Origin of the sequence: Variovorax sp. H27-G14 (genome assembly GCF_046156345.1) — a bacterium.
In the GTDB taxonomy this organism is placed as follows: Bacteria; Pseudomonadota; Gammaproteobacteria; order Burkholderiales; family Burkholderiaceae_C; genus Variovorax.
This window is the reverse complement of sequence record NZ_JAYLVN010000001.1, coordinates 1,075,817-1,100,635: the sequence shown is the minus strand read 5'-3', so window position 1 is coordinate 1,100,635 and position 24,819 is coordinate 1,075,817. Positions and strand designations below refer to the sequence as shown.

At 65.5% G+C, this 24,819-nt stretch carries 21 protein-coding genes; 16 read left to right on the top strand and 5 right to left on the bottom strand.

All coding sequences use genetic code 11. From position 1 onward, the window contains the following. Window positions 1-48: 48 nt before the first annotated feature. Together VLK31_RS05070 and VLK31_RS05065 are read right to left on the bottom strand one after the other, a co-directional pair. Window positions 49-1,251 carry an MFS transporter gene (locus VLK31_RS05070; protein WP_409167266.1) on the bottom strand — a complete coding sequence of 401 codons (1,203 nt, stop codon included), beginning with the start codon at window positions 1,249-1,251 and terminating at the stop codon, window positions 49-51. Window positions 1,252-1,389: 138 nt separating this feature from the next. Continuing rightward, entirely contained in the window at window positions 1,390-2,940 is a 1,551-nt protein-coding gene (locus VLK31_RS05065; RefSeq protein ID WP_409167265.1) for a DUF6883 domain-containing protein, read from the bottom strand. A 399-nt stretch (window positions 2,941-3,339) separates the two neighbouring features. Here VLK31_RS05065 and VLK31_RS05060 point away from each other — a divergent pair, with 399 nt between their 5' ends. Then, window positions 3,340-3,657 carry a hypothetical protein gene (locus tag VLK31_RS05060; RefSeq protein WP_409167264.1) on the top strand — a complete coding sequence of 106 codons (318 nt, stop codon included), beginning with the start codon at window positions 3,340-3,342 and terminating at the stop codon, window positions 3,655-3,657. A 218-nt stretch (window positions 3,658-3,875) separates the two neighbouring features. Here the strand turns inward: VLK31_RS05060 and VLK31_RS05055 are convergent, their stop codons facing one another. Together VLK31_RS05055 and VLK31_RS05050 are read right to left on the bottom strand one after the other, a co-directional pair. After that, window positions 3,876-4,499 (bottom strand): hypothetical protein, encoded by a 624-nt coding sequence (locus tag VLK31_RS05055; protein ID WP_409167263.1) that lies wholly within the window; start codon window positions 4,497-4,499, stop codon window positions 3,876-3,878. A gap of 350 nt (window positions 4,500-4,849) precedes the next feature. Further along, the gene (locus tag VLK31_RS05050) at window positions 4,850-6,325 is read right to left on the bottom strand and encodes an acetamidase/formamidase family protein (RefSeq protein WP_409167262.1); all 1,476 of its coding nucleotides are present in this window, start codon (window positions 6,323-6,325) and stop codon (window positions 4,850-4,852) included. Between the two features lie 167 nt (window positions 6,326-6,492). Between VLK31_RS05050 and VLK31_RS05045 the strand changes: the two genes are divergently transcribed. From VLK31_RS05045 to VLK31_RS04995, 11 genes are all read left to right on the top strand, one after another. Continuing rightward, on the top strand, window positions 6,493-8,973 hold the full coding sequence (locus VLK31_RS05045) for an acetamidase/formamidase family protein (protein ID WP_409167261.1): 2,481 nt from the start codon (window positions 6,493-6,495) through the stop codon (window positions 8,971-8,973). Between the two features lie 376 nt (window positions 8,974-9,349). Further along, window positions 9,350-9,916, top strand: a complete 567-nt coding sequence (locus tag VLK31_RS05040) for a DUF3455 domain-containing protein (RefSeq protein WP_409167260.1) — start codon at window positions 9,350-9,352, stop codon at window positions 9,914-9,916. 134 nt (window positions 9,917-10,050) lie between these two features. Further along, window positions 10,051-10,575: a sigma-70 family RNA polymerase sigma factor gene (locus VLK31_RS05035; RefSeq protein ID WP_409167369.1), complete on the top strand. Its 525-nt coding sequence runs from the start codon at window positions 10,051-10,053 to the stop codon at window positions 10,573-10,575. Further along, entirely contained in the window at window positions 10,572-11,324 is a 753-nt protein-coding gene (locus tag VLK31_RS05030; RefSeq protein WP_409167259.1) for an anti-sigma factor domain-containing protein, read from the top strand. Before VLK31_RS05035 ends, VLK31_RS05030 begins: the two co-directional genes overlap by 4 nt. 174 nt (window positions 11,325-11,498) lie before the next feature. Then, window positions 11,499-12,134: a 2-hydroxychromene-2-carboxylate isomerase gene (locus tag VLK31_RS05025; protein WP_409167258.1), complete on the top strand. Its 636-nt coding sequence runs from the start codon at window positions 11,499-11,501 to the stop codon at window positions 12,132-12,134. A 7-nt stretch (window positions 12,135-12,141) separates the two neighbouring features. After that, window positions 12,142-13,017, top strand: coding sequence for a diaminopimelate epimerase (gene dapF, locus VLK31_RS05020; RefSeq protein ID WP_409167257.1), 876 nt, complete (start codon window positions 12,142-12,144; stop codon window positions 13,015-13,017). After that, complete coding sequence (locus VLK31_RS05015; protein WP_409167256.1) at window positions 13,014-13,715, top strand: DUF484 family protein; 702 nt, start codon at window positions 13,014-13,016, stop codon at window positions 13,713-13,715. The genes dapF and VLK31_RS05015 overlap by 4 nt, the downstream gene beginning before the upstream one ends. Continuing rightward, the gene (locus VLK31_RS05010; RefSeq protein ID WP_409167255.1) at window positions 13,712-14,347 is read left to right on the top strand and encodes a YdcF family protein; all 636 of its coding nucleotides are present in this window, start codon (window positions 13,712-13,714) and stop codon (window positions 14,345-14,347) included. Before VLK31_RS05015 ends, VLK31_RS05010 begins: the two co-directional genes overlap by 4 nt. Further along, a complete protein-coding gene (locus tag VLK31_RS05005) occupies window positions 14,322-15,320 on the top strand; it encodes a tyrosine recombinase XerC (RefSeq protein ID WP_409167254.1) in 999 nt (332 codons plus the stop codon). The genes VLK31_RS05010 and VLK31_RS05005 overlap by 26 nt, the downstream gene beginning before the upstream one ends. 4 nt (window positions 15,321-15,324) lie before the next feature. Further along, window positions 15,325-16,545: a class I SAM-dependent rRNA methyltransferase gene (locus VLK31_RS05000; protein ID WP_409167253.1), complete on the top strand. Its 1,221-nt coding sequence runs from the start codon at window positions 15,325-15,327 to the stop codon at window positions 16,543-16,545. A gap of 140 nt (window positions 16,546-16,685) precedes the next feature. Continuing rightward, window positions 16,686-17,750, top strand: coding sequence for a CobW family GTP-binding protein (locus tag VLK31_RS04995; RefSeq protein ID WP_409167252.1), 1,065 nt, complete (start codon window positions 16,686-16,688; stop codon window positions 17,748-17,750). Window positions 17,751-18,124: 374 nt separating this feature from the next. On the opposite strand, the gene VLK31_RS04990 is transcribed toward VLK31_RS04995, so the two are convergent. After that, window positions 18,125-19,630: a YdgA family protein gene (locus VLK31_RS04990; protein ID WP_409167251.1), complete on the bottom strand. Its 1,506-nt coding sequence runs from the start codon at window positions 19,628-19,630 to the stop codon at window positions 18,125-18,127. Window positions 19,631-20,214: 584 nt separating this feature from the next. Between VLK31_RS04990 and dksA the strand changes: the two genes are divergently transcribed. Genes dksA through hslU form a run of 4 tightly spaced genes read left to right on the top strand, consistent with a single transcriptional unit; the run spans window position 20,215 to window position 24,720 of the window. Further along, window positions 20,215-21,003: an RNA polymerase-binding protein DksA gene (gene dksA, locus VLK31_RS04985; RefSeq protein ID WP_409167250.1), complete on the top strand. Its 789-nt coding sequence runs from the start codon at window positions 20,215-20,217 to the stop codon at window positions 21,001-21,003. A 45-nt stretch (window positions 21,004-21,048) separates the two neighbouring features. Continuing rightward, complete coding sequence (locus tag VLK31_RS04980) at window positions 21,049-22,770, top strand: STAS domain-containing protein (protein WP_409167249.1); 1,722 nt, start codon at window positions 21,049-21,051, stop codon at window positions 22,768-22,770. A gap of 58 nt (window positions 22,771-22,828) precedes the next feature. Further along, window positions 22,829-23,374, top strand: a complete 546-nt coding sequence (hslV, locus tag VLK31_RS04975) for an ATP-dependent protease subunit HslV (RefSeq protein ID WP_409167248.1) — start codon at window positions 22,829-22,831, stop codon at window positions 23,372-23,374. 2 nt (window positions 23,375-23,376) lie between these two features. Further along, a complete protein-coding gene (gene hslU, locus VLK31_RS04970; RefSeq protein WP_409167247.1) occupies window positions 23,377-24,720 on the top strand; it encodes an ATP-dependent protease ATPase subunit HslU in 1,344 nt (447 codons plus the stop codon). Window positions 24,721-24,819 lie beyond the last annotated feature (99 nt).

Sequence of the window (24,819 nt, the reverse complement as noted above, 5' to 3'; positions counted from 1 at the left end):
TGAAAAGAAGGAAAAAGAAGGAAATAAGAAGAGGGCGCAATGGCGGCATCAATGACCGACAGGCATCGGCCCCAGGGCGCGCACCGGAATGCCGGCACGGCGGTCGAGCACGCCGCTCCACTGCGTGAGGGCAAGCGACACCAGCACCACCAGTGCGCCGATCCATGGCGTGTGCATCAGGCCCAGGTGCGTCACGATCAGGCCGCCGGCCCAGGCTGCACCGGCAATGCCGATGTTGAAAGCCGCGATGTTCAGGCCCGAAGCCACGTCCACCGCCTGCGGCGTGAAGCGCTCCGCCTGCTTCACCACGTACACCTGCAGGCCCGGCACGTTGCCGAAAGCGACCGCGCCCCACATCAGCACCGCCACCAGGGCCAGCCACTTGTGCGGCGCTGCAAAGTTGAAGACCAGCAGCACCGCGGCCAGCAGCGCAAAGATGATCTTCAGCGCCGGAATGGGGCCCAGCCGGTCGGCCAGCTTGCCGCCCCAGATGTTGCCCACCGCCACCGAGATGCCGTACACCAGCATCACCCAGCCCACGGCGCCCGCGCTGAAGCCAGACACGTCGGTGAGGATCGGCGCCAGAAACGTGAACGGAATGAACGAGCCGCCATAGCCGATGGCCGTTTTGGCATACACCAGCAGCAGGCGCGGCTCTGCCAGCACCTTGGCTTGCTGCGCCAGCGAGGCCGGCGGCGTGTGGCGGATGTTGCCCGGCACAAAAACCCAGCTGCCGATGAACGCGACCACGCCCAGGGCCGACACGGCCAAAAAGGTCTCGCGCCAGCCAAAGTGCTGCCCGATGAATGTGCCCAGCGGCACGCCAGTGACCAGCGCCACCGTGAGGCCGGTGAACATGATGGCGATGGCGCTCGCGGCCTTTTCCTTCGGCACCAGGCCGGTGGCAATGGTCGAGCCGATGGAGAAGAACACGCCGTGCGCCAGGCCCGTGAGCACGCGGGCGGCAATCAGCGATTCATAGCTCGGTGCCTTCCACGCCAGCAAGTTGCCGACCGTGAAGAGCGCCATCAAGCCCAGCAGCAGCGCCTTGCGCGGCAGCTTGCCCGTGAGGGCGGTGAGCACCGGCGCGCCGATGGCGACGCCCAGTGCGTAGAGGCTGACCAGCAGGCCGGCGGAGGGAAGGCCGATGCCGAGATCGGCAGCGACGGTGGGGAGCAGGCCAACGATGACGAACTCGGTCGTTCCGATGGCGAAGGCGCTGAGGGTCAGCGCTAGTAGGGCGATTGGCATGGGGCACTCCTTCTTGGGATGGGAGGAGTGTGGTGGGGTTACCTTTGCGGATTAAGGGGGGTGGGGCAGAAGATAGTTGACCTGGATGCAAAAATAAATGTTTAATTTTTGGATCGAGGAGCGCATGAATATTAAATCTTAGGAAAGATTTGATTCGATTTTGGTCTCAATGCCATTGAGCCACAGCACGGAGGCATATTTTTTCGCATAGGCTGTGGAGCGGTCGATTGACTGACTTAAGCCAGTTGCATATACGTGAACTCCAGATCTGAATCCAGCGGACGCGCAATTGTTTTTAATTAGCCATCGAGCAAAAGCTGAGCGACCATCAAGTGTGACTCGGGAGTTCCCGCATTTCCCTTCCAAGATTATCGGGCAACCTTCAATCTTCATTGGAATTGGAATACATTCCTTATAAGCCTGTTCCCCCGCAATTTTTGCAAGAGTGTGAATCGCTTTCCACCGAGAATCACCACGAATTGAAGTGTCGACCCATGGCGGAGGTATTCCAGTGCCGGGAATATGTTGGGATTTGTCCGCTGGATAAGCAGTGGTCATCTGCGTTGGAGTGCCGAATCTAATAATCCAACCCGTTTGAACGGTTAATGAATTTCCATTTAACCCTATAACATTAATTCTAGCGCTGTGCTTGATTCCGTGCTCGGTATTTCGCACATTTTCAATTTTTGAGAAAGGCAATCCAGCGGAAATTTGATAGGCTAGATACCGCCATTCGGCAGAAGAAATCGCAAGAAGATTCGAGAATAAACGTGCCTTGTGCTTTCCGGTTTCATGCTCCGTGCTTAATGAGTATTTAAGAAGTTTGTCTATTGGAATGAATAATTGATCGACGTCTGGAGGGATCAGAACTAGGTCGATATCGGAGTGATTCTGTCCTTCCGGTCTAATGCGCTCGAGCGCCACCGCGATATTTTCAAAATAAGTTGGCGCTAAAACTTGGCCCACTCGTTGGGCCGTGGCGAATCCTCGTTCTGAAAATGAAGATGGTATGACGAGTTTTGGCGCTTGCCGCTGAAACTCCAAATAACTCAAATTTTTGATTTTGAAAAAATCCTCAGGGTGAATGCCAAATTGGTGGTAACCCTCGCCGGTGCTGTACTCGGATGTGTAAATGGTTCCTTCCAAAAAGAAAACGCAATCTAATAGTTCATGAAAAAGAGTGACGTGTAGTGGGTTTCCGGGGTCGAGTTGAATTGCTCCAAGATAAGGAGGAAAACTATTCAATAATTCGTCGATTGATTTTGCAAGCTCGAATGAAATGGGAAAAGCACTAAGACAAAAAATATTGCTGGAGCCCATGCGGGCTGGAAGGTCGATAAGATCTAAAGTACACCATGCCTCAGTGAAAGAATCGGTGACGTCTCCAATCGCAGTTGCAAGCCTACGCCTGTTTGTTCCATAAGTTCTGGATTCGCCGCCCTTGGATATGTTTCGGGTAAATCGTTGAAGCGTTGAAGCGATTTCATGCATTAATACGTCACCGCGAAGGATTTTGGCGGCGCAATCATTTTCGCTTGAACTTTTGGCAATAGCCTCTAGAAAACGTTGTTCGGTAGAGTGAGCATAATTAGATTCTTCTGGAGCAGCAAAAAAAGAGTGATCTGCGTCAAATAAAAATGCTACGAATTCGCTAGGGCCATTTTGGTGTTGCATTCCTTTTTCTTTCATGAAATCTCTGGCTTATCTAGTGCTGAGCGGGATGTGCCTCGATAGTTTTGAGGAACTAATTTTTAATTTTGGCTCGGCGTCAGTGGGTGTCGCCGCCATTGTTACGCGATGCTGCGCCCGTCTGACAGCCTGCACTCTCGTCGATATACTGCTGGGTCGCGCAAAAAGCGCGACCGGGTTTGGAAGCCCGTCGAAGTTCTGCGACGAAAGCCGCAGTCACCGCAACATGGTCTGCGGCTTTTCTGTTTGCGCCTCCAGTTTTTGGCGGCTCGAACGGGAAGGCGCGAGCCTTGCCGGTTCTCGTCAGAGCTTCCCGGTCTTCCAACCCGTTCGAGCTGCCGCCACCGTTTGGAAGCGGGTGCGGCGGTTGTTGCAAATCGAAGTTCTGAAAGGCCTCACATGGCTGAATCTGCATCCGCCCCCGCGCAACCCAGCGCCCGTCCCACACCCGCGTCGTCCGCCCTCGACGACCTCGCCCTTCAAACCTGCGACGACGCCGACAACCTCCACGAGGTCATGCGCGCCTACACCGCGCTGGAAAAGCTTGTGGACACCGCCGCCCTGAACGACTGCGAGGACCTTGCCACCAACCGCTCCGAGCTGAGCGCCTTGCTTCGCCTGCTCAACGAAGCGTTGATGGCGCGCATCGACACCGTCAATGCGGCGGCTGGCGACTTGCGCCGGGCGCTGCAAGGCAGCGTGCCCTCGGCAACGTAACGACCGGGGCCGCCGGCAAGGTCGGCGGCCTTCGCCTTCGCCTTCGTTCACGCAGTTGCGCTCAGAACTCGACCAAGCGCACGCTTGTTCCGAACGCCTGTGTCATCTGCTGCGCGAGAAAAATCGCATCGTCGATGCTTTCTTCTGCCCGGTGCCCCGTGCCCGGTCTGCCCCTTCTCCCCCCAGCAGCCATTGCCGACCTGCCACGCCCAGCCCTCTCAGCGCGCAGGTGCGGGGGGCTCCACAGGAGGCACGTCGAGCTCTACGACCAACGGCGCGGTGAAGACCAGCTCCAGGCGCTGGCCGGTCCACAGGTAGTGAAACTTGCCGCCCGGAGGCTTGTCGTTGAAGCTGCCTGAAATAACCAGCAGGCGGCTGTCGAGCCGAAAGTCCACCCGCTCGTCGTCGTTGCCCATCACGCCCGCGATCACGTCGACGTGGGGGAGCGTGTAGGCCTGGCCCGTGTTCTGGTCCAGCACCGCGATGTTCCGGCAGTCGGTGCCGCAGCCCCACTGCGTCACCCGCAGATGGCCGGCAAAGTTCGGCGGCTGGTTGTACTCGGTGTGGATCACGGTGGTGAAGCGCCGGGCCGTTCGGGTCGTCAGCCGCAGCGGCGGGTGCGGGCCGGTGCGGGGGAGGTCGCGCGCGGTGGTCGGGTAGTCGCTGAACTTAGGCGCGGCCTTGGGTGCCGCCGCGGCAGTTGCCGCAAAGGCAGCCGGGCAGAGCAGGGCCAGTGCAAGCGCGCAGGCGATGGTCAGCGCGGGCGGCAGCGCGAAGCGCGTGGCATGCCGGGTGGCGTGGGTGGCCTGGGTGGTTTTGGCGGGCTGCGGTGTGGGGGTCATTGGGCCTTTGCGAAAGTCCGGTCGGGTGCGCGTGCGATGGGGCGGTCGATTTTCTGTCAGCGTGGAGCCGGTGGCTTGTAGAGCGGGTCGCCCATCTGGCATGGGCACTCGCCCAGTGCCAACCGATCAGAAATTCCCCACGCAGAAGAGGCTCCAGCGAAACGAGCATTGCTCAGAGCCCCGAAACGTGCGGCATACCAGCAGCGCCTCCAAGTGCACAGGGCGTCGGGTGCTCCCCGCAGCGAAATAAAGGAGGAGGGCGAAGCCCGGGGGACATTCGCGGAGGGGAGTACCCGGCGGCCTGTGCACACGCCCTGAACACGCGCCCCGAACACGCGCCCCAAAAAAACTCAGCCACGCGCAGGAAAGATGCTCTTCTTCACCAGCGCATGCACCCCCCAGTTGCCATCCACAACCTGCGTGATCCCAAAGTCCACCGCAATCGACATCAGCGAAATCGCCTCGTCCTCCCCCAGCCCTTGCGTGGTCATGAGAAAGTGCCGCATCTTGTGATACGCGTCCCTCAGCGCCAGGTCGACCGACGACTTCTTGAAGATCTGGTTCTGCGCATCCGGCCCCAGCTCCGCCAGATAGTTGGCATAGCTGAAACCGTGCAGCAGCCATTCGTCCTGCGTCTCCAGCAGCGGATAGCGCAGCTCGGCCAGCGGCGTGCCCGGCAGGCTGGCCTTCTTGTGCAGGATGAGCTGGAACGTGCCCGTCAGCGAACATTCGATGGCCGTGCCGCACAGCTCCGAGTCCCCCTGCGACGCATGCGGGTCGCCCACGGTAAACATCGCGCCCGGCGCCGCCACCGGAAAGTACATGGTCGCCCCCTTGCCGATGCGCCAGTTGTCGATGTTGCCGCCCGTGTAGCTCGGCGGAATGGAGCTGACCATGTCCGCCTCCGCCGGCGCCACGCCAATGGTGCCGAAGTGCGGGCGCACCGGCACGCGAATGTTCTTCAGCACGTTCTCGTTCTTGCTGATGGTGCGGTGGTCCACCGGCACGCCGGGGTAGTCGATGGTCGGGTGCACCACGCCGAAGGGGTCGGTCTGCGGCGTCCAGCGAAAGTTGTAGACGGCGCGCGCCCAGTTGCGCTCGCCCGTCACGTCCACCTCGTAGATGGTGACCACCTCGCGCTTCTTCGGCTCCGTGAGCGTGTCGCCGTAATGAAAGCCCCAATTGGCCGCGGCGTTGCTGCCGAAGGCGCGGCCCTTGTACTTGGGGTTGCCCGAAGGGCGCGGCACCACGTCGATGATGCGCACTTCCAGAATGTCGCCCGGCTCGGCGTCTTTCACGCGCACGGGGCCGGTGCAGATGTGCACGCCCTGGCCGCCGCCCGCGCCGTTCTTGGCGTCCATGGGGCCGGCGCCGCGCCGGTTCACGCCCTTGCGCTGCTGGTCCCAGAAGAACACGCTCTCCGCGCCCGCGTCGCCCTGCACCATGCGCTCTGCGTCGTCGTTGGCGTGGTGGGTCAGGGTCTCGATGGTCACGTAGTCGCCAGATTCCACCTCCACCACGGGCTTGGCAATCTTGCTGAAGTAGCCCCACAGCACGGTGTTGGCCGCGGCCGGAATGTAGTAGTGGCTGGCCATGTTGCTGCCGGGCCTGGCGCTGGATGCGGCGCCCTGGGCGAAGGCGCTGCTCGGCGCCATGGCACCGGTGAGCGCGCCGGCCGACACGGCCCCGCCGCCGACCACCATGGCGTCGCGCAGGAAGGAGCGGCGCGCGACCTGAAACTCTTCCTTGATGAGCTTTTGCTCAGCGGGCGAGGCGCCGTGGCTGCAGGTCGATGTGCAGATGTGGTCGTACTTGGGGTTGGTCATTCGGTCGCTCCTTGAAAGGCGGTTGATGTGCGCCTTCAGTCTCCGAGCGGTGCGGCGTTCGGGCCTTGTCGGCAGGCGCACAAAAACTTGTAGCGGGGTGAGTAATGGGTGAATGAGGGGCGAATGCCTTGCACGCCCGCGACCGGCGCAGTCATAGTGCAACCCTGATGCTGGACGACCTTCGACGCTTTTCCACCGACGCCTTTCCCGAGGCGTTGCGCCAGTCCGCGCTGGACGAAGTGCTGGCGCGGGCGCTGGTGCGCAGCGAGGCTGTGGCTGCTTGTGCTTCTGCTTCTGCTTGTGTTGCAGCGGGGCAGGGGCTGCCTCCGATCGAAGCTCATGTGTCTTCGCGCAGCTCCACGCTCGACTCGGTGTTCGTGCGGCTCGCGTCGTCGCCGCAGGTGCTGGTGCCTGACGGCGGCAACGCGCGGCACTCGGGGCGCGCGGTGTTGCTGTTCGTGCTGCTGAAGGGCAGCGGCGTGCTGGAAGAGCAGGGCGCGTCGGTTGCGCTGGCCGCCAGCGCGGCGGTGCTGCTCGACCCGGCGCAGCCGTGGCGGCTCGACCTGCGCACCGACTGCCGCGCGCTGCTGGTCAAGTTCGAATCCGCGAGCTTTCTGCTGCGGCTGGTGCGCACCTGCAGCGCCGAGGCGAGGCGCATCACGCCCGCGCACGGTGTGGGCGCGATGTGCCTGACGATGGCCGAATCGCTGGCCGAGCAGATCGACCACCTGGGGCGCGACGACCTGCTGTCGGTCGAGGCGACGCTGACCGATCTGCTGGTCACTTGCCTGTCGCGCGAGACCGACGCGTCCACTGATGTTGAAGAACCTTCAGACCAGCCGACCTCGGTGCAGCTGAGCCACTTGCGCCGCATCTGCCGCACCATCGAGGCGCGGCTGGGCGATGCGGAGCTGTCCATCGAGAGCGTCGCGCGCGTCGAGGGGTTGTCTACGCGCTACTTGCAGAAGCTCTTCAAGGTCGGCGCGACCAGCTTCAGCGAGTACCTGCGAGAGCGCCGGCTGGAGCGCTGCAAGCTCGACCTGGCCAACCGCGCACTGAACCACTTCACCATTTCGGCGCTGTGCTTTAGGTGGGGCTTTGGCGATGCGGCCAATTTCAGCCGGGCGTTTGCGGCGCGCTATGGCGTGTCGCCGAAGGCGTACCGCGCGCAGCCGGCGTCGCAAGCCGATGCGCTGCACGATCAGCGCGGCCGGCCGTTGAAGGGGCGCGAGGGCAAGCCCGCTGTCACCGCCGCCGATGCAGCACCGGCGCGCGAGCCGCACAGCCCGTTCCAGGCACTGCTGCGCGACCACGCCCGCTACGCCGTGGCACTGGCGTTGACGCCCAAGCGCTCGGCGTCTTCCGCTTCAACGGCGGACGGCGCCGCGCCCAACCACTACTACCTGCCCGTGTCCGACAAGACGGTGCACTGGGGCTACCTGAGCCGTTCGCTGAAGCCGGTGATTTCGGTGCGCTCGGGGGACGTGGTGACCATCGAGACGCTCACGCAGCACGCCAGCGACGACCGCGAACGCATGATCGACGGCGACCCTGGCGCGGAGAGCGTCTTCCACTGGACCGCCGACAAGAAGGCCGTCGACCGTCGCGGCGCGGGCCCGATGGACGCATCGATCTTCGGGCGAGGCGCGGGCGAGGGCTTTGGCGTGCACATCTGCACCGGCCCGGTGTACGTGCACGACGCGGAGCCGGGCGACGTGCTGGAGATTCGCATCCTCGACGTGCAGCCGCGGCCGAGCTGCAGCGCGGCGTTTCATGGGCGCATCTTCGGCAGCAATGCGGCGGCGTGGTGGGGCTTTCATTACCGCGACCAGATCACGGAGCCAAAGCAGCGCGAGGTGGTGACGATCTACGAGATAGACCACGGCGTGCCTGAGGTGCCGGTGGCGCGCGCGGTCTACAACTTTCGCTGGACGCCGCAGACCGACCCTTTCGGCGTGCGGCACGACACCATCGATTACCCGGGCGTGCCGGTGGACCCGCAGACGATCGTCAAGCGCTTTGGTGTGCTGCAGAAGGCCCGTGTGCCGTTGCGTCCGCACTTCGGCTTGTTGGCTGTGGCGCCGCGCGAGGCGGGCCTGGTCGACTCCATTCCGCCGGGTTACTTTGGCGGCAACCTGGACAACTGGCGCGCGGGCAAGGGCAGCAAGTTGTTTTTGCCGGTGTCGGTGCCGGGCGCGTTGTTCTCTGCCGGTGATCCGCATGCGTCGCAGGGTGACTCGGAGTTGTGCGGCACGGCCATCGAGTGTTCGTTGACGGGGGTGTTCCAGCTGGTGCTGCACAAGCGTTCGCAGATAGAGGGTGGGTTTTTGGCGGAGCTGAACTGTCCGTTTCTGGAAACCGAGACCGAGTGGGTGGTGCAGGGGTTCAGTTTTGCGAACCACTTGGCCGAGTTGGGGGCGGATGCGCAGGCGCAGATCTACAAGAAGTCGTCACTTGAGGGAGCGATGCGGGATGCGTTCAACAAGACGCGTCGTTATCTGATGCAGGCGCATGCGCTGGACGAGGACGAGGCGGTGTCGCTGATTTCCGTGGCTGTGGACTTTGCTGTGACGCAGGTTGTCGACGGCAATTGGGGGGTGCATGCTGTGATCAAGAAGGCTTTGTTTCCTGTTGATCTGGCGGGGTGAATTTTGGGGGCCGTCGTTGTTCAGGGCGACGCTCACGCCGACGGTGTGCTTCTTTTCTCGAATGTCCCCCGGCCTGCGGCCTCCTCCTTTATTTCGCGAAAAGAAGCCCACCATCGGCGTGAGCGAGTTCAGAGCCGGGGGTTGATCGTGCGAGCACCCAGAGCGCGTCCAAGTGCACAGGGCGTCGGGTACTCCCCGCAGCGAAATAAAGGAGGAGGCCGCAGGCCGGGGGACATTCGCGGAGGGGAGTACCCGGCGGCCTGTGCACCCGCCCTGAAAATTTATTCAGCGCGACTGCATCCAAACGCCACCCCTGCGTGTAGACCCTAAAGCAGCGAGGAGCTGCTGACCCTCTACAAACCCCAGGAGTACTTTCATGCACACCACCCGCTCTATCGCCGTGCTCGGCGCCGTGTCCGCCGCCGCCTTCCTGACCGCCTGTGGCTCGATGTCGTCCGGCGCCATGGCGCCCAGCTTCAACCAGTCCAGCCTGCCGCCCACCATCCAGGTGCCCGCCGGCAACAAGGTCGCCATGGAAACCGTCGGCAAGGGCGACATCACCTACGAATGCCGCGACAAGGCCAACATGCCCGGCCAGACCGAATGGGTGTTCGTCGGCCCCGACGCCAAACTCATGGACCGCAGCGGCAAACAAGTCGGCAAGTACTACGGCCCGCCCGCCACCTGGGAATCGATGGACGGCTCCAAGCTGACCGCCACCCAACTGGCCGTTGCTCCCTCGGGCCCCACCAGCCTGCCGTACCAGCTCGTCAAGGCCAACCCCGCCATGGGCTCCGGCGCCATGACCGGCGTTACCTACATCCAGCGCGTGGCCCTGCAAGGCGGCGTGGCTCCGGCGGCCATGCCCTGCACGCCGGCCACCAAGGGCCAGAAGCAAGTGGTGCAGTACCAGGCCGACTACATCTTCTACAAGGCGTCCTAAGCAGTCCCAAGGCGCGTTGATGTGCGGGTGAATGCGCGGCGGCGCGGCGGGCTCCGACTACCATCGGGGCCTCCCTCCACACGCCGCCGCCCACCTTGCCCGCTGCCGACCCCTTCGACTACGACGCCGCTCTCATGGCCTGCGCCCGCGGCGACCGCCTGGCTCTTCAGCAGCTGTACCAGCGCGAAAGCCGCTACCTGATGGGCGTGGCGCTGCGCATCGTGCGCCAGCGCCAGCAGGCCGAAGACGTGCTGCACGACGCCTTCATCAGCATCTGGCAGCGCGCGGAAACCTTCAACCCCGCACGCGGCGAAGGCCGTGGCTGGGTCTACAGCGTGGTGCGCAATGCCGCGCTGAACATGGTGCGCAGCGGCGCGCGCCAGGTGGATGTGAGCGAAGACACAGCGGCCGTCATCGACGACCAGGCCGCGCTGGCGGCCTACGCCTCGTCGACCGACCCGTTCGAGCTGCGCGCCGACCTGGGCAAGCTCGAAGGCTGCCTGGGCGGGCTGGAGCCCGCGCGGCGCGACTGCATCCTCTATGCCTACGTGGAAGGCTGCTCCCACGGCGAGATTGCCGAGCGGCTGAACACGCCGCTGGGCACGGTGAAGTCCTGGATACAACGCGGCATGCGCACGCTGCGGGAGTGCATGGCATGAGCACCACCCCTTTCAATACGAACAACAGTTTCGAAGACATCGACGCGCTGGCCGGCGAGTACGTGCTGGGCACGCTGTCGGCCGTGGCGCGCGCGTCGGTGCAAGAGCGCATGCGCACCGAGCCCGCGCTGCGCGATGCCGTGCACGCCTGGGAAGCCCGGCTGCTGCCGCTGACCACGCTGGCCGCGCCGGCGGAGCCGTCGCCCACGCTGTGGTCGCGCATCGAACGCAGCCTGGGGCCTGTGACTGGTGTGGCGGGTGCCGCTCGTGCTTCGGCTTCCAAGGCTGCGCCTGCATCGGCGCTGTCGAACTGGTGGAACAACCTGCAGCTCTGGCGCGGCCTGGCCGCCGGCGGTTTTGCGGCTGCCGCGCTGATGGTGGCCGTGATGGTCACCCGTCCGCTGCCCACGCCGCAGTACATGGTGGTGCTGGTGGCGCCGCAGGACAAGTCGCCGGGCTGGGTCATTCAGACCAGCTCGTCGCGCCAGCTGAGCCTGGTGCCGCTGGGCACCTTCGAGGTGCCGCCGCAGAAAACACTGCAGTTCTGGACCAAGGCCGACCAGTGGCGCGGGCCGGTGTCGCTGGGCCTGGTCAAGCAGGGCCAGTCGCTGCGCATTCCCATCGACAAGCTGCCCCCGCTGCAGGCCAACCAGCTGTTCGAGTTGACGCTGGAGCCCGAGAACGGCTCGCCGACCGACCGGCCGACCGGGCCGATTCAGTTCATCGGCCGCGCGGTGAAGGTGCTGTAGCAGAACGCCTTCCTGCGTTCTGACTGGCTCCTTCCCCTCCCGGGGGAAGGCTGGGATGGGGGCAAGCACCCAACGAGCGCTGTGATGAGGCCCTGGCCGTCGTGCCCCCACCGGCCCTCCCCCGGGAGGGGAGGGAGGCAGGCAAAAACCTCGGGCACTGCAGATAATCCGCCCATGATCGCCCTCGACTGCTACTACAGCCTCTCCTCGCCCTGGGCCTACCTTGGCGGCCCGCAACTGCAAGACATCGTGCGCCGCCATCAGGTGCGGCTCACGCTCAAGCCCTACGACTTTCAGGCGGTGGTACCGCAGACCGGCGGCATTCCGCTGAAGACCCGGCCGGAGCCGCGCCGCACGTACCACGCGCTGGAGCTGGCGCGCTGGAGCGAGTACCTGGGCATGCCAATGAACCTGGCGCCCGCCCACTACCCCAAGGGCGCGCCCAGCGACCCGAACTGGAACAAGTACCCCGGCTGGATGGTCATTGCCGCGCAGCTTCAGGGGCTGGACGCGCAACCGCTCTCGCATGCGCTGCTGCGCGCGCTGTGGGCCGAAGAGCGCGACACCTCGCAGGCGGACGTGCGCATTGCCGTGGCCATCGAGAACGGCTACGACGGCGCCTCGCTGCAGGCGCTGGAGCAGTCGGCCGAAACGCTGGCGGCCTACCGGGCCTACAGCGCCCAGGCGGTGGAAGCCGGCGTGTTCGGCGCGCCGACCTTCATCCTGAACGGCGAGCGCTTCTGGGGGCAGGACCGGCTGATGTTTCTGGACAGGGCTTTGGACCGGCTGCGCCAAGCCCGCGGCGGATAATCGCCCAATGCGAATCCGCTTTACCAAGATGCAGGGCGCCGGCAACGACTTCGTCGTGCTGGACGAAACACGCGGCACGCTGGGCCTCAGCGCCGCGCAGTACCGCTTTCTGGCCGACCGCCATTTCGGCGTCGGCGCCGACCAGATCCTCACGGTGCGTCCTTCGCCCGCCGAAGGCATCGACTTTCAATACGTCATTCACAACGCCGACGGCGGCGAGGTGGAGCAGTGCGGCAACGGCGCGCGCTGCTTCATGCGCTTCGTCAGCGAACACAAGCTCACCGACAAGACCGAGGTGCGCGTGCAGACCCTGGCCGGCGTCATTGCGCCGCGCATGGGCGCCGACGGCCGCGTCACGGTGGACATGGGCGCCCCGGTGTTCGAACCCGCGCGCGTGCCCTTCGACCCCGCCGGGCTCGATGCGCAGCCCGACGGTGCTTGGGAAAAGTGGCACCTTGCGCTGGGCACGCATGCGGGCAGCCCCATCGTTGCGGTGGCTGTGCTGTCCATGGGCAACCCGCATGCGGTGCAGGTGGTCGACAACGTCGACACGGCGCCGGTGGCCGAGCAGGGCCCGCAGATCGAGCATCACCCGCGCTTTGCGCAGCGGGTGAACGCGGGCTTCATGCAGGTGGTGGACCGCGCGCACATCAAGCTCAGGGTGTTCGAGCGCGGCGCCGGCGAAACGCTGGCGTGCGGCACGGGCGCCTGCGCGGCGGTGGTGGCGGGCATCAGGCTCGGCCTGCTGGACCGCAAGGTCGACGTGCAGACGCACGGCGGCATTCTCACGATCGAGTGGCAGGGCGAGGGTCAGCCGGTGCTGATGACCGGCCCGGCCACCACGGTTTTCGAAGGCGATATCGAGGTTCCCGATCTGACATGACTTCTTCCAACAACAACAACGACGCGCACGCCATGAACCCGATCACCGAGGACGACATTGCCAACTACCTGGCGAACACCCCGGACTTTTTCGAGCGCCATGCCCAGCTGCTGGCGCAGGTTCAGCTCACCAGCCCGCACGGCAACCGCGCCGTGAGCCTGCAGGAGCGCCAGGCCGAGATGCTGCGCGAAAAAATCAAGGCGCTGGAGCACCGCCTGATGGACATGGTGCGCCACGGCACCGAAAACGTGGTCATTGCCGACCGCCTGCAGCGCTGGACCAAGGGCCTGCTGACCACGCGCGACCCGCGCAGCCTGCCGTACCGCATTGCGGTCGATCTGCAGTCGCTGTTTCTGGTGCCGCAAACGGCCATCAAGGTGTGGGACTGCAGCAGCGAATACCTGAACGAGGCCTACGCCCAGTGGGTGAGCGACGACGTGAAGGCGCTGGCCACCTCGCTGAGCTCGCCTTACTGCGGGCTCAATTCGGGCTTCGAGGCGGCCAAGTGGCTGCCGGAGCCGGCGGCCGCGATGTCGATTGCGCTGATTCCGCTGCGTGCCGACCCTGAGTCGCCGGCTTTCGGCATGCTGGTGCTGGCGTCGCCCGACGCGCAGCGCTTCAACGCCGAGATGGGCACCGACTTTCTGGAGCGCATCGCCGAGCTGGCCTCGGGCGGGCTGTCGCGGCTGCGTCCTTGAACCGTTTGCGCTGGTTGCGGCGGCCCTGGCAAGTCGCGCTGGCGGGCATGGCGCTGGCCGGCGTGCTGGCCTACGCGGGCATCGGTGCGTTCGTGTGGTGGCAGGCCGAAGCGCTGCTGGCCAACCCGCCGCAGCGCCCGGCCGATGCCGCCCTGGTGCTCGGCAGCCGCGCCTACCTGGACGGCAAGCCGCACCCGTGCCTGGCAGGCCGGGTCGACACGGCGGTGGCGCTGGCCCGGAGCGGCCTTGTCAAACAGCTGGCCTTCACGGGCGGCGTCGATTCGGAAGATGGCCGCACCGAGGCCGTGGCGATGCGCGAGCGCGCCGTGGCCACGGGCTTTGCCGGGCCGATGCTGATGGAGCCTGCATCGACCTCGACGCGGCTTAACTTGTCGCTGTCGCGCCCGCTGCTGCTGGCGGCGGGGGTGCGCAGCGTGGTGATCGTGTCGGAGCCCTTTCATCTGTGGCGCGTGGCGCGGCTGGTGAAGATGAGTGGTTTCGACCAGAGTTTCGACGTGCAGTACGCCGCGGCGCCCACCTCTTGCTGGACCGCGCTGGGGCCGTTCTCGAAGGGCGCGTTGCGCGAGCCGGCCGCCATCGTGAACAATGCCTTCCGTGGATTCCTCTTCTGAGCTGGCGGTTCCGGCCGATTCGGGCTGGATCGACAAGTACCTCGCGCATGTGCGCGTGGAGCGCCGTCTTGCGGCGCGCACGCTGGAGCTCTACGCCTTTCACCTGCAGTCGCTGACCGACAACGCCGCCGAGGCCAAGTTGCCTCTGGACCGAGTGCAGACCGCCCACGTGCGCCGCTGGATGGCTCAGTTGCACTCCGCCGGGCGCGAGCCGCGCGGCATTGCGCTGGTGCTGTCGTGCTGGCGCAGCTTTTACCGCTGGCTGGGCCATGAAGGCCTGATCGGCTTCAACCCGGTGCAGGACGTGCACGCCCCCAAGGCGGGCAAGCCGCTGCCCAAGGCCCTGGGCGTGGACGACGCGGTGCGCCTGGCCGAGCTGTACGACCCCGAGGCCAACCCCTGGACCGAGGCGCGCGATGGCGCCATCGTGGAGGTGCTGTACGGCTGCGGCCTGCGCGTGAGCGAGCTCACGGGGCTCGATGCCCAGGCCAGCAACACGGCGCGCGGCTGGATCGACCTGGACGCGGCCGAGGCCAACGTGCTGGGCAAGGGCAGCAAGCGGCGCATCGTGCCGGTGGGCAGCAAGGCGCTGGAGTCGCTGCGCGACTGGCTCGCGGTGCGCGGCGACTGCCCCTCCGTCACCATGGCGCAGCTGCGCGACCCGCAGGCGGCCGCGGCCCTGTTCATCAGCGCCAAGGGCGTGCGCATGTCGTCGCAGGCTGTGTGGAAGCTGCTGCGCGAGCGCAGCCTGAAGGCCGGCCTGGCCGCGCCGGTGCATCCGCACATGCTGCGCCATTCGTTCGCCAGCCACGTGCTGCAGTCCAGCAGCGACCTGCGCGCGGTGCAGGAGCTGCTGGGCCACGCCAATATTTCGACCACGCAGGTCTACACGCGGCTGGATTTCCAGCATTTGGCCAAGGTCTACGACCAGGCCCACCCGAGAGCCAAATCCCGGGCAGACAAAGACAAGTGAACACATGAAAATCCTTCGCCTCAAACCCGGCAAAGAGCGCTCGCTGCAGCGCCGCCACCCCTGGATCTTCGAATCCGCCATTGCGCGCGGTGCCGCCGACTCCGGCGAAACGGTGCGCGTGGAGTCCCACGACGGCGCCTTTCTGGCCTGGGCGGCGTTCAGCCCCATTTCCAAGATCCGCGCGCGGGCCTGGAGCTTTGTGGAAACGCAGCGCATCGACGCGGCTTTTCTGACGTCGGTGTGCGTGCGCGCGGTGAAGGCGCGCGGCCTGTTCGACCTGCAGAGCGACGGCGTGCGCGTGATTCACGGCGAGGCCGACGGCCTGCCGGGGCTCATCGTCGACCGCTATGGCGACACATTGGTGGCGCAGTTTCTTTCGGCCGGCGTGGAGCGCTGGAAAGACGTGCTGGCCGACGCGCTGCTCGCGGCCACCGGCCTCACCAAGCTCTACGAGCGCTCCGACGCCAGCGGGCGCGAGCGCGAGGGCCTGAAGCCCGTCACGGGCTGGCTGCGCGGCGAAGGCCCGACCGCCATCACCATCCGCGAGCACGGCTGGAAGCTGTCGCTCGACGTGGCCACCGGCCACAAGACCGGCTTCTACCTCGACCAGCGCGACAGCCGCCAGCGCTTTGCCGAGCTGGCGCAGCAACGCCGCTTCAAGCGGGTGCTGAACTGCTTCTGCTACACGGGCGGCTTCACCGTGGCGGCGCTGGCCGGGCTGAAGGCGGCCGATGCGCTGGAGGGGGCGGAGCTGGTGTCGGTCGACTCGTCGCTGCCGGCGCTGAACCTGGCGCGCGCCAACGTCACGCTCAACGGTTTCGGCGGCGAGGGCTCCGGCGTGAAGACGGAGTACATGGACGCCAACGTCAACACGGTGCTGCGCGAGTTCATTGACCAGGGCCGCACCTTCGACGCCATCGTGCTCGACCCGCCCAAGTTCGCGCCCACCGTGGCGCACGCCGAGCGCGCCGCGCGGGCCTACAAGGACATCAACCGCCTGGCGCTCAAGCTGCTGGAGCCGGGCGGCGTGCTGCTGACTTTTTCGTGCTCGGGCGGCATCGGTGCCGACCTGTTCCACAAGATCGTGGCCTCGGCCGGGCTGGACGCGCATGTCGACGGCTACATCAGCGAACGCCTGGGCGCCGCGCCGGACCATCCGATGACCATCGAGTTTCCGGAGGGCGAGTACCTCAAGGGGCTGGTGGTGGTGCGCAAGCCGCTCTGAGGCCGCCGAACGTGCGAAGGCCAGGGGCCTTGACCCCTTCGCCAACGCAACTCAGTGGCATTGGCTAAACTTCGGCCCGAGTCTTTTTTCGCCTCTTTCGCCCCTTTTTTCCTGTTGTCCGCTTCCGGAGCACTTTCCTCATGGCCCTCATTCCCGCGACCATCCTCACCGGCTTCCTTGGCTCGGGCAAGACGACCTTGCTCAAACGCATCCTGACCGAAGCCCACGGCCAGAAGATTGCGGTCATCGAGAACGAGTTCGGCGAGGAGAACATCGACAGCGACATTCTGGTGACGGAGTCGAAGGAGCAGATCGTGCAGATGAGCAACGGCTGTGTGTGCTGCACCATCCGTGAAGACCTGCGCGAGGCGCTGCAGATGCTGGCCGCCAAGAAGCGCCAGGGCCTGCTGGACTTCGACCGCGTGGTGATCGAGACCACCGGCCTGGCCGACCCCGGCCCGGTGGCGCAGACCTTCTTCATGGACGACGAGATTGCCGAGAGCTATTTGCTCGACTCGATCCTGACGCTGGTGGACGCCAAGCACGCGCCGCAGCAGCTCAACGACCGCCAGGAAGCGCGCCGCCAGGTGGGTTTTGCCGACCAGATCTTCATCAGCAAGAGCGAGCTGGTGTCGGCCGAAGAGACCGAGGCGCTCATTCACCGCCTGAAGCACATGAACCCGCGCGCGCCGCAGCAGAAGGCGCACTTTGGCGATGTGCCGCTGAAGGACATCTTCGACCTGCGCGGCTTCAACCTGAATGCCAAGCTGGACATCGACCCCGACTTTCTGAAGGAAGACGACCACGACCACGGGCATGACCATGCGGGTCATGACCACGCCCCCGGCGAGGCCTGCGACCATCCGTCGCACAAGGACGAAGGCCACGGTCACCATCACCACACGGACGACGACGTGAAGAGCTTCGTCTACAAGTCCGACCGTCCGTTCGACCCGGCCAAGCTGGAAGACTTCTTGGGTGCGATCGTCAACATCTACGGCCCGCGCATGCTGCGTTACAAGGGCGTGCTGAGCATGAAGGGCACCGAGCGCAAGGTCATTTTCCAGGGCGTGCACCAGCTGATGGGCAGCGACCTGGGCCCGGAATGGGGTGCTGACGAGGTGCGTCAGAGCCGCATGGTGTTCATCGGCATCGAGCTGCCGCGCGAGATTCTGGAGCAGGGGTTGGAGCAGTGCCTGGTTTGAGTTGTCTCTAGGGCGTTGGCTAGTTGCCGGGGTCATTCAGGGCGACGCTCACGCCGACGGGGTGCCTTGCTCCGCGAATGTCCCCCGCCTTCGGCTCCTCCTTTATTTCGCTGCGCAAGGCACCCCATCGGCGTGAGCGAGTTCAGAGCCGAGGTTGGTCGAGCGGATCAACAGTCGCGCCTCTTGTGCGAAGGGCATCGGGTGCTCCCCGCAGCGAAATAAAGGAGGAGGCCGCAGGCCGGGGGACATTCGCGGAGGGGAGCACCCGGTGGCCTTCGCACACGCCCTGAATGCCCCTTGACCCCTCCGAACCCCAAAGCAAAAAACGGCGCTGACCGCAAGGCCAGCGCCGTTTTTTGCAAGGGCAGTAAGGCTTACTTGCCCATGCCGCCGCCCATCGGCTTGCCATTGATCTTCAACGTACCTTCGCTGAACTCGATCTGGCCCGTCACGTCATCGCCTTCGCGCTTGACGAAACCCTGCTGCTCGCCTTGTTCCACCAGGCCCGCCACCATTTCGGGCGGTGGCGTCTGGCCGCTGGCGGCGCCGGTCTCGGCCACCTTCTCCAGCCACTTCATCGGCAGCCGCGCATTCGCCTTCAACACACCGCGCTTCATCAGCAAGGCCGTGCCCGGCAACTGCAAGTCTTCGTCCGTCACACCGGCCATGCCGGCCATGTAGCTGATTTCGCCGCGCTTGCCGTCGATCTCCACCACCATCTTGTCGATGCCCGCCTCCGGGCTGTACTTGGCCATCGCCTTCAGGTCAGGCGCCAGCTGGTCGGCCATGGCCTGCATTGCGGCGCGCGCCGCCTTGCTGCCACCCTTGCCGCAGCCATTGGCCGCGCTCGACTGCATCCATGCATCGGCCAGCTTCTTGTAGGTGACGGCGTGAATGTGGCGTGCGCTGCTGGTCAGCTCGAACTTGTCGATCTTGGTCGCACCGATCTTGCCGGCGCCCTTGACCGTGCCGCTCGATGCATACAGGCCGTCCTTGATGCTCGCGTCGCCCAGCAGGTCGATGTTCTCCAGCACCACGGTCGTCACGATTTTTGGCGGGGTGTCGGCCGGCACGGCCTCGGCGCCCAGCGGGCCACCGGTCTTCTTGACGGTGAACGACAGCGCGTCCAGCTTGCCTTCGGTCTTGCCGGTGGCCAGGAACCAGCCGGCGCTGCTGTCCATGTCGGCCTTGGCCGTGAGCTTGCCCATCTTCATGTTCACGCCGGTGCGCGCGTCGTCGAAGTCCATGCCGGGCATGGTCAGCTCGTAGCGTGCCTGCGTGCGCGCCGCGTTCACGTCCATGCGCACCTGCGCGCCTTGCCAGGCGAACTGGCCCTTGCCGGCCTCGGCCAGCTTGGCCGGGGCCACCGTCAGGTCGGTGGTGAAGGCACCGCCAAAGCCGACCTTGGTGTGCGCGCTCACGGGCTTGGCCTCGCCGAACAGCTTCTTCACGTTGGCCTGGGTCTTCTCGTCGAGCACCAGCTCGCTGTCGATGGTGGCGCCCGCCAGCGTGCCGCCGGCAATGGGGCCGTGGTGGATGGTGTCGCGAATGGTGATGCGCAGCGGCTTGGCCGGCGCGGCGGCTTCTTCTTCGTCGTCGGCATCCGCTTCTTCGCCTTCGGCGGGTTTGGCGGGGGCCGGCGTGGCAGCGGCGGTGGCGTCGGGCGCACAGCCGATTTCCAGCGTCACGGTGCTGACGGCACCGAAGAAGCCGCGCTCGTATTGGCGATCGGTCACGCGCACCATCGCGGTCTGCTTCGGCAACTCGTCTAGTGCGGCGTCGTAGCGCGACTTGATCTGTGTGCCGGCCCACCAGGTGCTGCCGCCGTAAGCCACCGCGATGGCCGCGGCCAAAACTCCCAGAACTGCTTTCTTGCTCAAGGTTTTTCTCTCTTTTATGTCGAATGATCGGATAGGCCCCCGCCGCCGAATGGACAAAGCCAGGTGCGCGCGGACCCGCGCTGCCCTCGCCGACAACGCCGCGCGATGCTAACGGAGTTGCCGAGGGCGTCGCCCTGTACACGCGGACAACGCACGCGCTGGCGAGTTCTCTATACAATCGCGCGCCTGTTCCGCCAGCCACACCCCATCCACATGGACAGGATGTGACTTACGGCACGGGGCGCCGCACGTTTGTGGCGGGCTTTCGGGGGTATAACCCCGGGGTTCGTCACTGGCGAGCACCCCGACAACAGAGATCCCGCGCGGCCACAGGCCACCGAGCTCTCGATGGGAGGAGACACCCAGTGAAAGCGCGTTCCAGTTCGTCAAAGGAGCCAGTCACCGTGAAGAAACCCGCCGCCAAGGCCACGCCAGCAACCAAGCCCGCCACCAAGAAGGCGCCGCCGACGAAGCAGGCTGTACCTGCGGCAAAAAAGGTTTCAGCCGCTGCACATGACTCCCCCGCGACGGAGAAAAGCGCATCCAAAAAGCCCGCAGCACCACCGGCCAAGGCCGAGACCGCTGTGACAAAGAAGCCCGCCAAGCCTGCAACTGCTGCGACCAAGACCGCAGGCGCGGGTCCCTCGTCATCCAAACCTGTCGGCCGCCCTGCTGCCGTTCCTTCTGTCCCCTCGAGTCCCATGAAAAAAACGGCTGCCGCCTCCACTTCCGCCCCGGCGACACCCTCGATGCCCGCTCAAACCGCCACGCCCGCTCCCGCGCGTGGTGGCCGCGTGTCCCGGCTGTCGCAATTGACCGTTCCCTCGATGCCGCAGTCGGTGGCATCCACGGCCGCCAAATCCAGCTTCTCGCAGGCACCCTCCACCGCGCTGGTGCCGCCGCCGCCCCTGGCCGTGAAGAAAGACCCGAAGCTGGTCAACAACTGGAAGACCAAGACGCCCGCCGAGCTGCTCGATGCCGAAGTCATCGCCATGCCCGACGAGGAGTACATGAACGACAAGCAGATGGCGTTCTTCCGCCTGAAGCTCCAGGAACTCAAGCGCGGCATTCTGGAAAACGCCGGCGAGACCACCGAGCACCTGCGTGAAGACACCGTGGTGGTGCCCGACCCGGCCGACCGCGCCACCATCGAGGAAGAGCACGCCCTGGAGCTGCGCACGCGCGACCGCGAACGCAAGCTGCTGAAGAAGATCGAGCAGTCGATCCAGCGCATCGACGCCGGCGACTACGGCTACTGCGACGAAACGGGCGAGCCCATTGGCGTGGGCCGCCTGCTGGCGCGCCCCACGGCCACGCTGTCGCTCGAAGCGCAGCAACGCCGCGAGCTCAAGCAAAAAATGTTCGGGGATTGAGCGCGCACAAGCCCGGGACACTTTTCGCTCGATAGTCTTCACCGCATGGCCAAGGAAGAATCGGGCCGCCTTTTTTCGAAGGTGGCCAAGTTTGTTCGCAATCCCCTGAAGGATTGGTCGGAGCTCGACGCGCCGGCCGCGTCCGATTCCTCGCTGCCCGATCAAACCTACAGCCGCGAGATGCTGAAGGAAATGATCGAGCGGCGCCAGCGCAACGACTTCGTGCGCCGGCGCGAGTTCGACATGCTGCGCAAGCTGCGCCAGCGCGAGGCCGCCGCGCACGCCCTCGATCCGACGGTCACGCCGTCGTCCTTCAACGTCAACAGCTCTTCCGGCAAGGAAGAGGGCCGCGCGCTCACGCTCAAGAAGATCGACGAGATCGAAGAGCAGATGTCGCAGCAGTGGTGGAAGGGCCGCGGGCCGAACGGCGAACCGCTGGCCAGCCCGCCGCCTGACGCCGGCGCCGAGACGCTCCCGCCCGTGCTGGACGACGACGTGCCCGAGGAAGCGCGGGCCGCAGCCGCTCATGCGCCTGCTTCCGTCGCGCCCGCTCCCGTCGCCCACGCTCCGACCGAGCCGCAGGCCCAGGCGCCGGTCGAAGCACCAGAACCAACGCCAGCCCCAGCAGCCGCCGCCGCCGCGCCGCTGACCGCGTCGCACCTGTCGCACGACGGCGCGCTCGAAGAGGCGGTAATCCGCTTCGCGCACGGCGACGACACGGGCGCCGAGGCCATCCTGCTGCAGGCGCTGGCCTCCGACAGCGCGCCGCCCGGCGAGGCCGAGCATGGCCCCGCGGCCGAGCGCGACGACGACCGCTGGCGCGCCCTGTTCGACCTGTACCGCGCCACGGGTGCCGCCGCCAAGTTCGCGGCCGCCCGCATGCGCTATGCCCAGCGCATGCGGCGCATGGGCCCCGACTGGGTGTCGCTCGAAGACCTGGCCCGCAGCGTGAAGGCCGTCACCGCCAGCGAAGAGGCCGCCGAAGCCGCCGCCGACGCCGGTGCCCAGGCCGACTGGAGCTGCGCGTCGCGCCTGGCGCGCGAAGGGCTGGTGGAGCTCACGCGCGCGCTGTCGAAGGCCGGCTCGGTGTGGACGCTCGACTGGCGCGGCCTGAGCGGCATCGAACTGGAGGCCGCCGCGCCGCTGCGCGTGCTGTTCAACCACTGGTCCGACTCGCCGGTGCAGCTGCGCTTCATGGGCTCGGCCCAGCTGCTGGCCGTGCTGTCCGAGGCGGCACCCAACAACGAGCGCGACACGAACGACGTGTGGTGGCAGCTGCACCTGGCCGCGCTGCGGCTGATGCACCTGCCCGACGACTTCGAGCTGGTGGCGCTGAACTACTGCATCACCTACGAGGTGTCGCCGCCGCCTTGGCAAGACCCGCGCGGCGAATGCACCGCGCTGGCCGCGCCGCCGGCCAGCCGCAACAGCTCGGTGTGGTCGCTGCTGTCGGTCGGGGGCGACTCCGAGAGCTTTCCGTCCACCGACAGCGGCTTTGCCGCGCTGGCGGGCGATTTGCGGGGCGAGTCGCTGTCGAACTGGCAGCGGCTGGACCACGACCTGCGGCACACCACCGCGCCGGTCATTTCGTGCGCGGCGCTGCTGCGCATGGACCTGGCCGCCGCCGGCACGCTGCTGAGCTGGGTGCGCGCCCGCGACGCCAACGGCGAGCGGGTGCAGTTCGTGGACACCCACCGGCTGATTGCCGCGCTGTTCAACCTGGTAGGCATTGCCGATCACGCCACGGTGGCGGTTAGAAAAAACTAGAGCCCCGGCCCGCCCTTGTGCGGGTTGCATTGCCATCGGCCATCCCCAAGTGGCTGCGATGGAACAGTTTCACGGCACCACCATCGTGAGCGTGCGCCGCAAGACCCCCCAAGGCGATCAGGTCGCCATTGGCGGGGACGGGCAGGTCACTCTCGGCAATATCGTCATCAAAGGCACTGCGCGCAAAGTGCGCCGCCTGTATCACGGCAAGGTGCTCGCTGGCTTTGCCGGCGCCACAGCCGACGCCTTCACGCTCTTCGAGCGTTTCGAGGCCAAGCTGGAAAAGCACCAGGGTCACCTGACCCGCGCGGCGGTCGAACTCACCAAGGACTGGCGCACCGACCGCGTGCTGCGCAAGCTCGAGGCCATGCTGGCCGTGGCCGACGCCACCACCTCGCTCATCATCACCGGCAACGGCGACGTGCTGGAGCCTGAAGACGGCGTGATCGCCATTGGCTCGGGCGGCGCGTATGCGCAGGCGGCGGCCAAGGCGCTGATCGACAACACGGAGCTTTCGGCCGAGCAGATCGTGCGTAAATCGCTGGGGATCGCCGGAGAAATCTGCATTTACACGAACATGAACCACACCGTGGAAGCGCTCTGACCATGTCCATGACCCCCCAGGAAATCGTCTCCGAGCTCGACAACCACATCGTCGGCCAGCCGGCGGCCAAGCGCGCCGTGGCCATCGCCATGCGCAACCGCTGGCGCCGCCAGCAGGTCGACGAAACGCTGCGCCACGAGATCACGCCCAAGAACATTCTCATGATCGGCCCCACGGGCGTGGGCAAGACCGAAATTGCGCGCCGCCTTGCACGGCTGGCCGACGCGCCCTTCATCAAGGTGGAGGCCACCAAGTTCACCGAGGTGGGCTACGTGGGCAAGGACGTCGATTCGATCATTCGCGACCTGGCCGAAATTGCCGTCAAGCAGACGCGCGAATCGGAAAGCATCAAGGTGCGCGCGCGTGCCGAAGACGCGGCCGAGGAGCGCATTCTCGACGTGCTGTTGCCGCCCGCGCGCGGCAGCGAAAACACGGGCGGCACCGTCGGCACGCCTGCCCTGGACGCGCCCAACCCCACCCGCCAGGCCTTTCGCAAGAAGCTGCGCGAGCACCAGCTCGACGACAAGGAGATCGAGCTCGACCTTGCCGAGACCCGCACGCCGCTGGAGATCATGGGCCCGGCCGGCATGGAGGAAATGACCGAGCAACTGCGCGGCATGTTCGGCCAGATGGGCGGCGGCAAGCGCAAGACGCGCAAGCTCAAGATCTCCGAAGCCATGCGCCTGCTGATCGACGAAGAAGCGGGCAAGCTGATCAACGAAGACGAGATTCGCGCGCAGGCCATCCACAACGCGGAGCAGAACGGCATCGTCTTCATCGACGAGATCGACAAGGTTGCCACGCGCAGCGATGCCCAGGGCTCCGACGTGTCGCGTCAGGGCGTGCAGCGCGACCTGCTGCCGCTGGTGGAAGGCACGGCGGTCACCACCAAGTACGGCGTGGTGCGCACCGACCACATGCTGTTCATTGCGAGCGGCGCGTTCCACCTGAGCAAGCCGAGCGACCTGATCCCGGAGCTGCAGGGGCGCATGCCGATTCGCGTGGAGCTGCAGTCGCTTTCGGTGTCGGACTTCGAGAGCATCCTCACGCAAACACGCGCCTCGCTCGTGAAGCAGTACCAGGCGTTGCTTGCCACGGAAGGCGTGACGCTCGAATTCACGCCCGACGGCGTGAACCGCCTGGCCACCATTGCGTACGAGGTGAACGAGCGCACGGAGAACATCGGCGCGCGCCGTTTGTCGACCGTGATGGAGCGTCTGCTGGATGAGGTAAGCTTCGACGCGACCCGCCTCGAAGGGCAATCGATCTGCATCGATGCTGCCTACGTCGACCAGCGCCTTGCGGCACTAAGTCACGACGAAGACCTTTCGCGCTTCATCCTCTGAAGCCGCTTCTCTTGCCTCTGTTACGGGGCAATGCTTCACGCATCACTTTCACTGCGTGAGCTAAGTAGTTCACTCTCAACGACATTCGCCGATTCCAAG

Coding starts and splice junctions, on each gene's coding strand:
- VLK31_RS05050 (WP_409167262.1), bottom strand. CDS start 6,325: ATGACCAACCCCAAGTACGACCACATCTGCACATCGACCTGCAGCCAC.
- VLK31_RS05030 (WP_409167259.1), top strand. CDS start 10,572: ATGAGCACCACCCCTTTCAATACGAACAACAGTTTCGAAGACATCGAC.
- VLK31_RS05065 (WP_409167265.1), bottom strand. CDS start 2,940: ATGAAAGAAAAAGGAATGCAACACCAAAATGGCCCTAGCGAATTCGTA.
- VLK31_RS05040 (WP_409167260.1), top strand. CDS start 9,350: ATGCACACCACCCGCTCTATCGCCGTGCTCGGCGCCGTGTCCGCCGCC.
- VLK31_RS05035 (WP_409167369.1), top strand. CDS start 10,051: ATGGCCTGCGCCCGCGGCGACCGCCTGGCTCTTCAGCAGCTGTACCAG.
- VLK31_RS05000 (WP_409167253.1), top strand. CDS start 15,325: ATGAAAATCCTTCGCCTCAAACCCGGCAAAGAGCGCTCGCTGCAGCGC.
- VLK31_RS05060 (WP_409167264.1), top strand. CDS start 3,340: ATGGCTGAATCTGCATCCGCCCCCGCGCAACCCAGCGCCCGTCCCACA.
- VLK31_RS05055 (WP_409167263.1), bottom strand. CDS start 4,499: ATGACCCCCACACCGCAGCCCGCCAAAACCACCCAGGCCACCCACGCC.
- VLK31_RS04995 (WP_409167252.1), top strand. CDS start 16,686: ATGGCCCTCATTCCCGCGACCATCCTCACCGGCTTCCTTGGCTCGGGC.
- hslV (WP_409167248.1), top strand. CDS start 22,829: ATGGAACAGTTTCACGGCACCACCATCGTGAGCGTGCGCCGCAAGACC.
- VLK31_RS05025 (WP_409167258.1), top strand. CDS start 11,499: ATGATCGCCCTCGACTGCTACTACAGCCTCTCCTCGCCCTGGGCCTAC.
- hslU (WP_409167247.1), top strand. CDS start 23,377: ATGTCCATGACCCCCCAGGAAATCGTCTCCGAGCTCGACAACCACATC.
- VLK31_RS04980 (WP_409167249.1), top strand. CDS start 21,049: ATGGCCAAGGAAGAATCGGGCCGCCTTTTTTCGAAGGTGGCCAAGTTT.
- dapF (WP_409167257.1), top strand. CDS start 12,142: ATGCGAATCCGCTTTACCAAGATGCAGGGCGCCGGCAACGACTTCGTC.
- VLK31_RS05015 (WP_409167256.1), top strand. CDS start 13,014: ATGACTTCTTCCAACAACAACAACGACGCGCACGCCATGAACCCGATC.
- VLK31_RS05070 (WP_409167266.1), bottom strand. CDS start 1,251: ATGCCAATCGCCCTACTAGCGCTGACCCTCAGCGCCTTCGCCATCGGA.
- VLK31_RS05005 (WP_409167254.1), top strand. CDS start 14,322: ATGCCTTCCGTGGATTCCTCTTCTGAGCTGGCGGTTCCGGCCGATTCG.
- VLK31_RS05045 (WP_409167261.1), top strand. CDS start 6,493: ATGCTGGACGACCTTCGACGCTTTTCCACCGACGCCTTTCCCGAGGCG.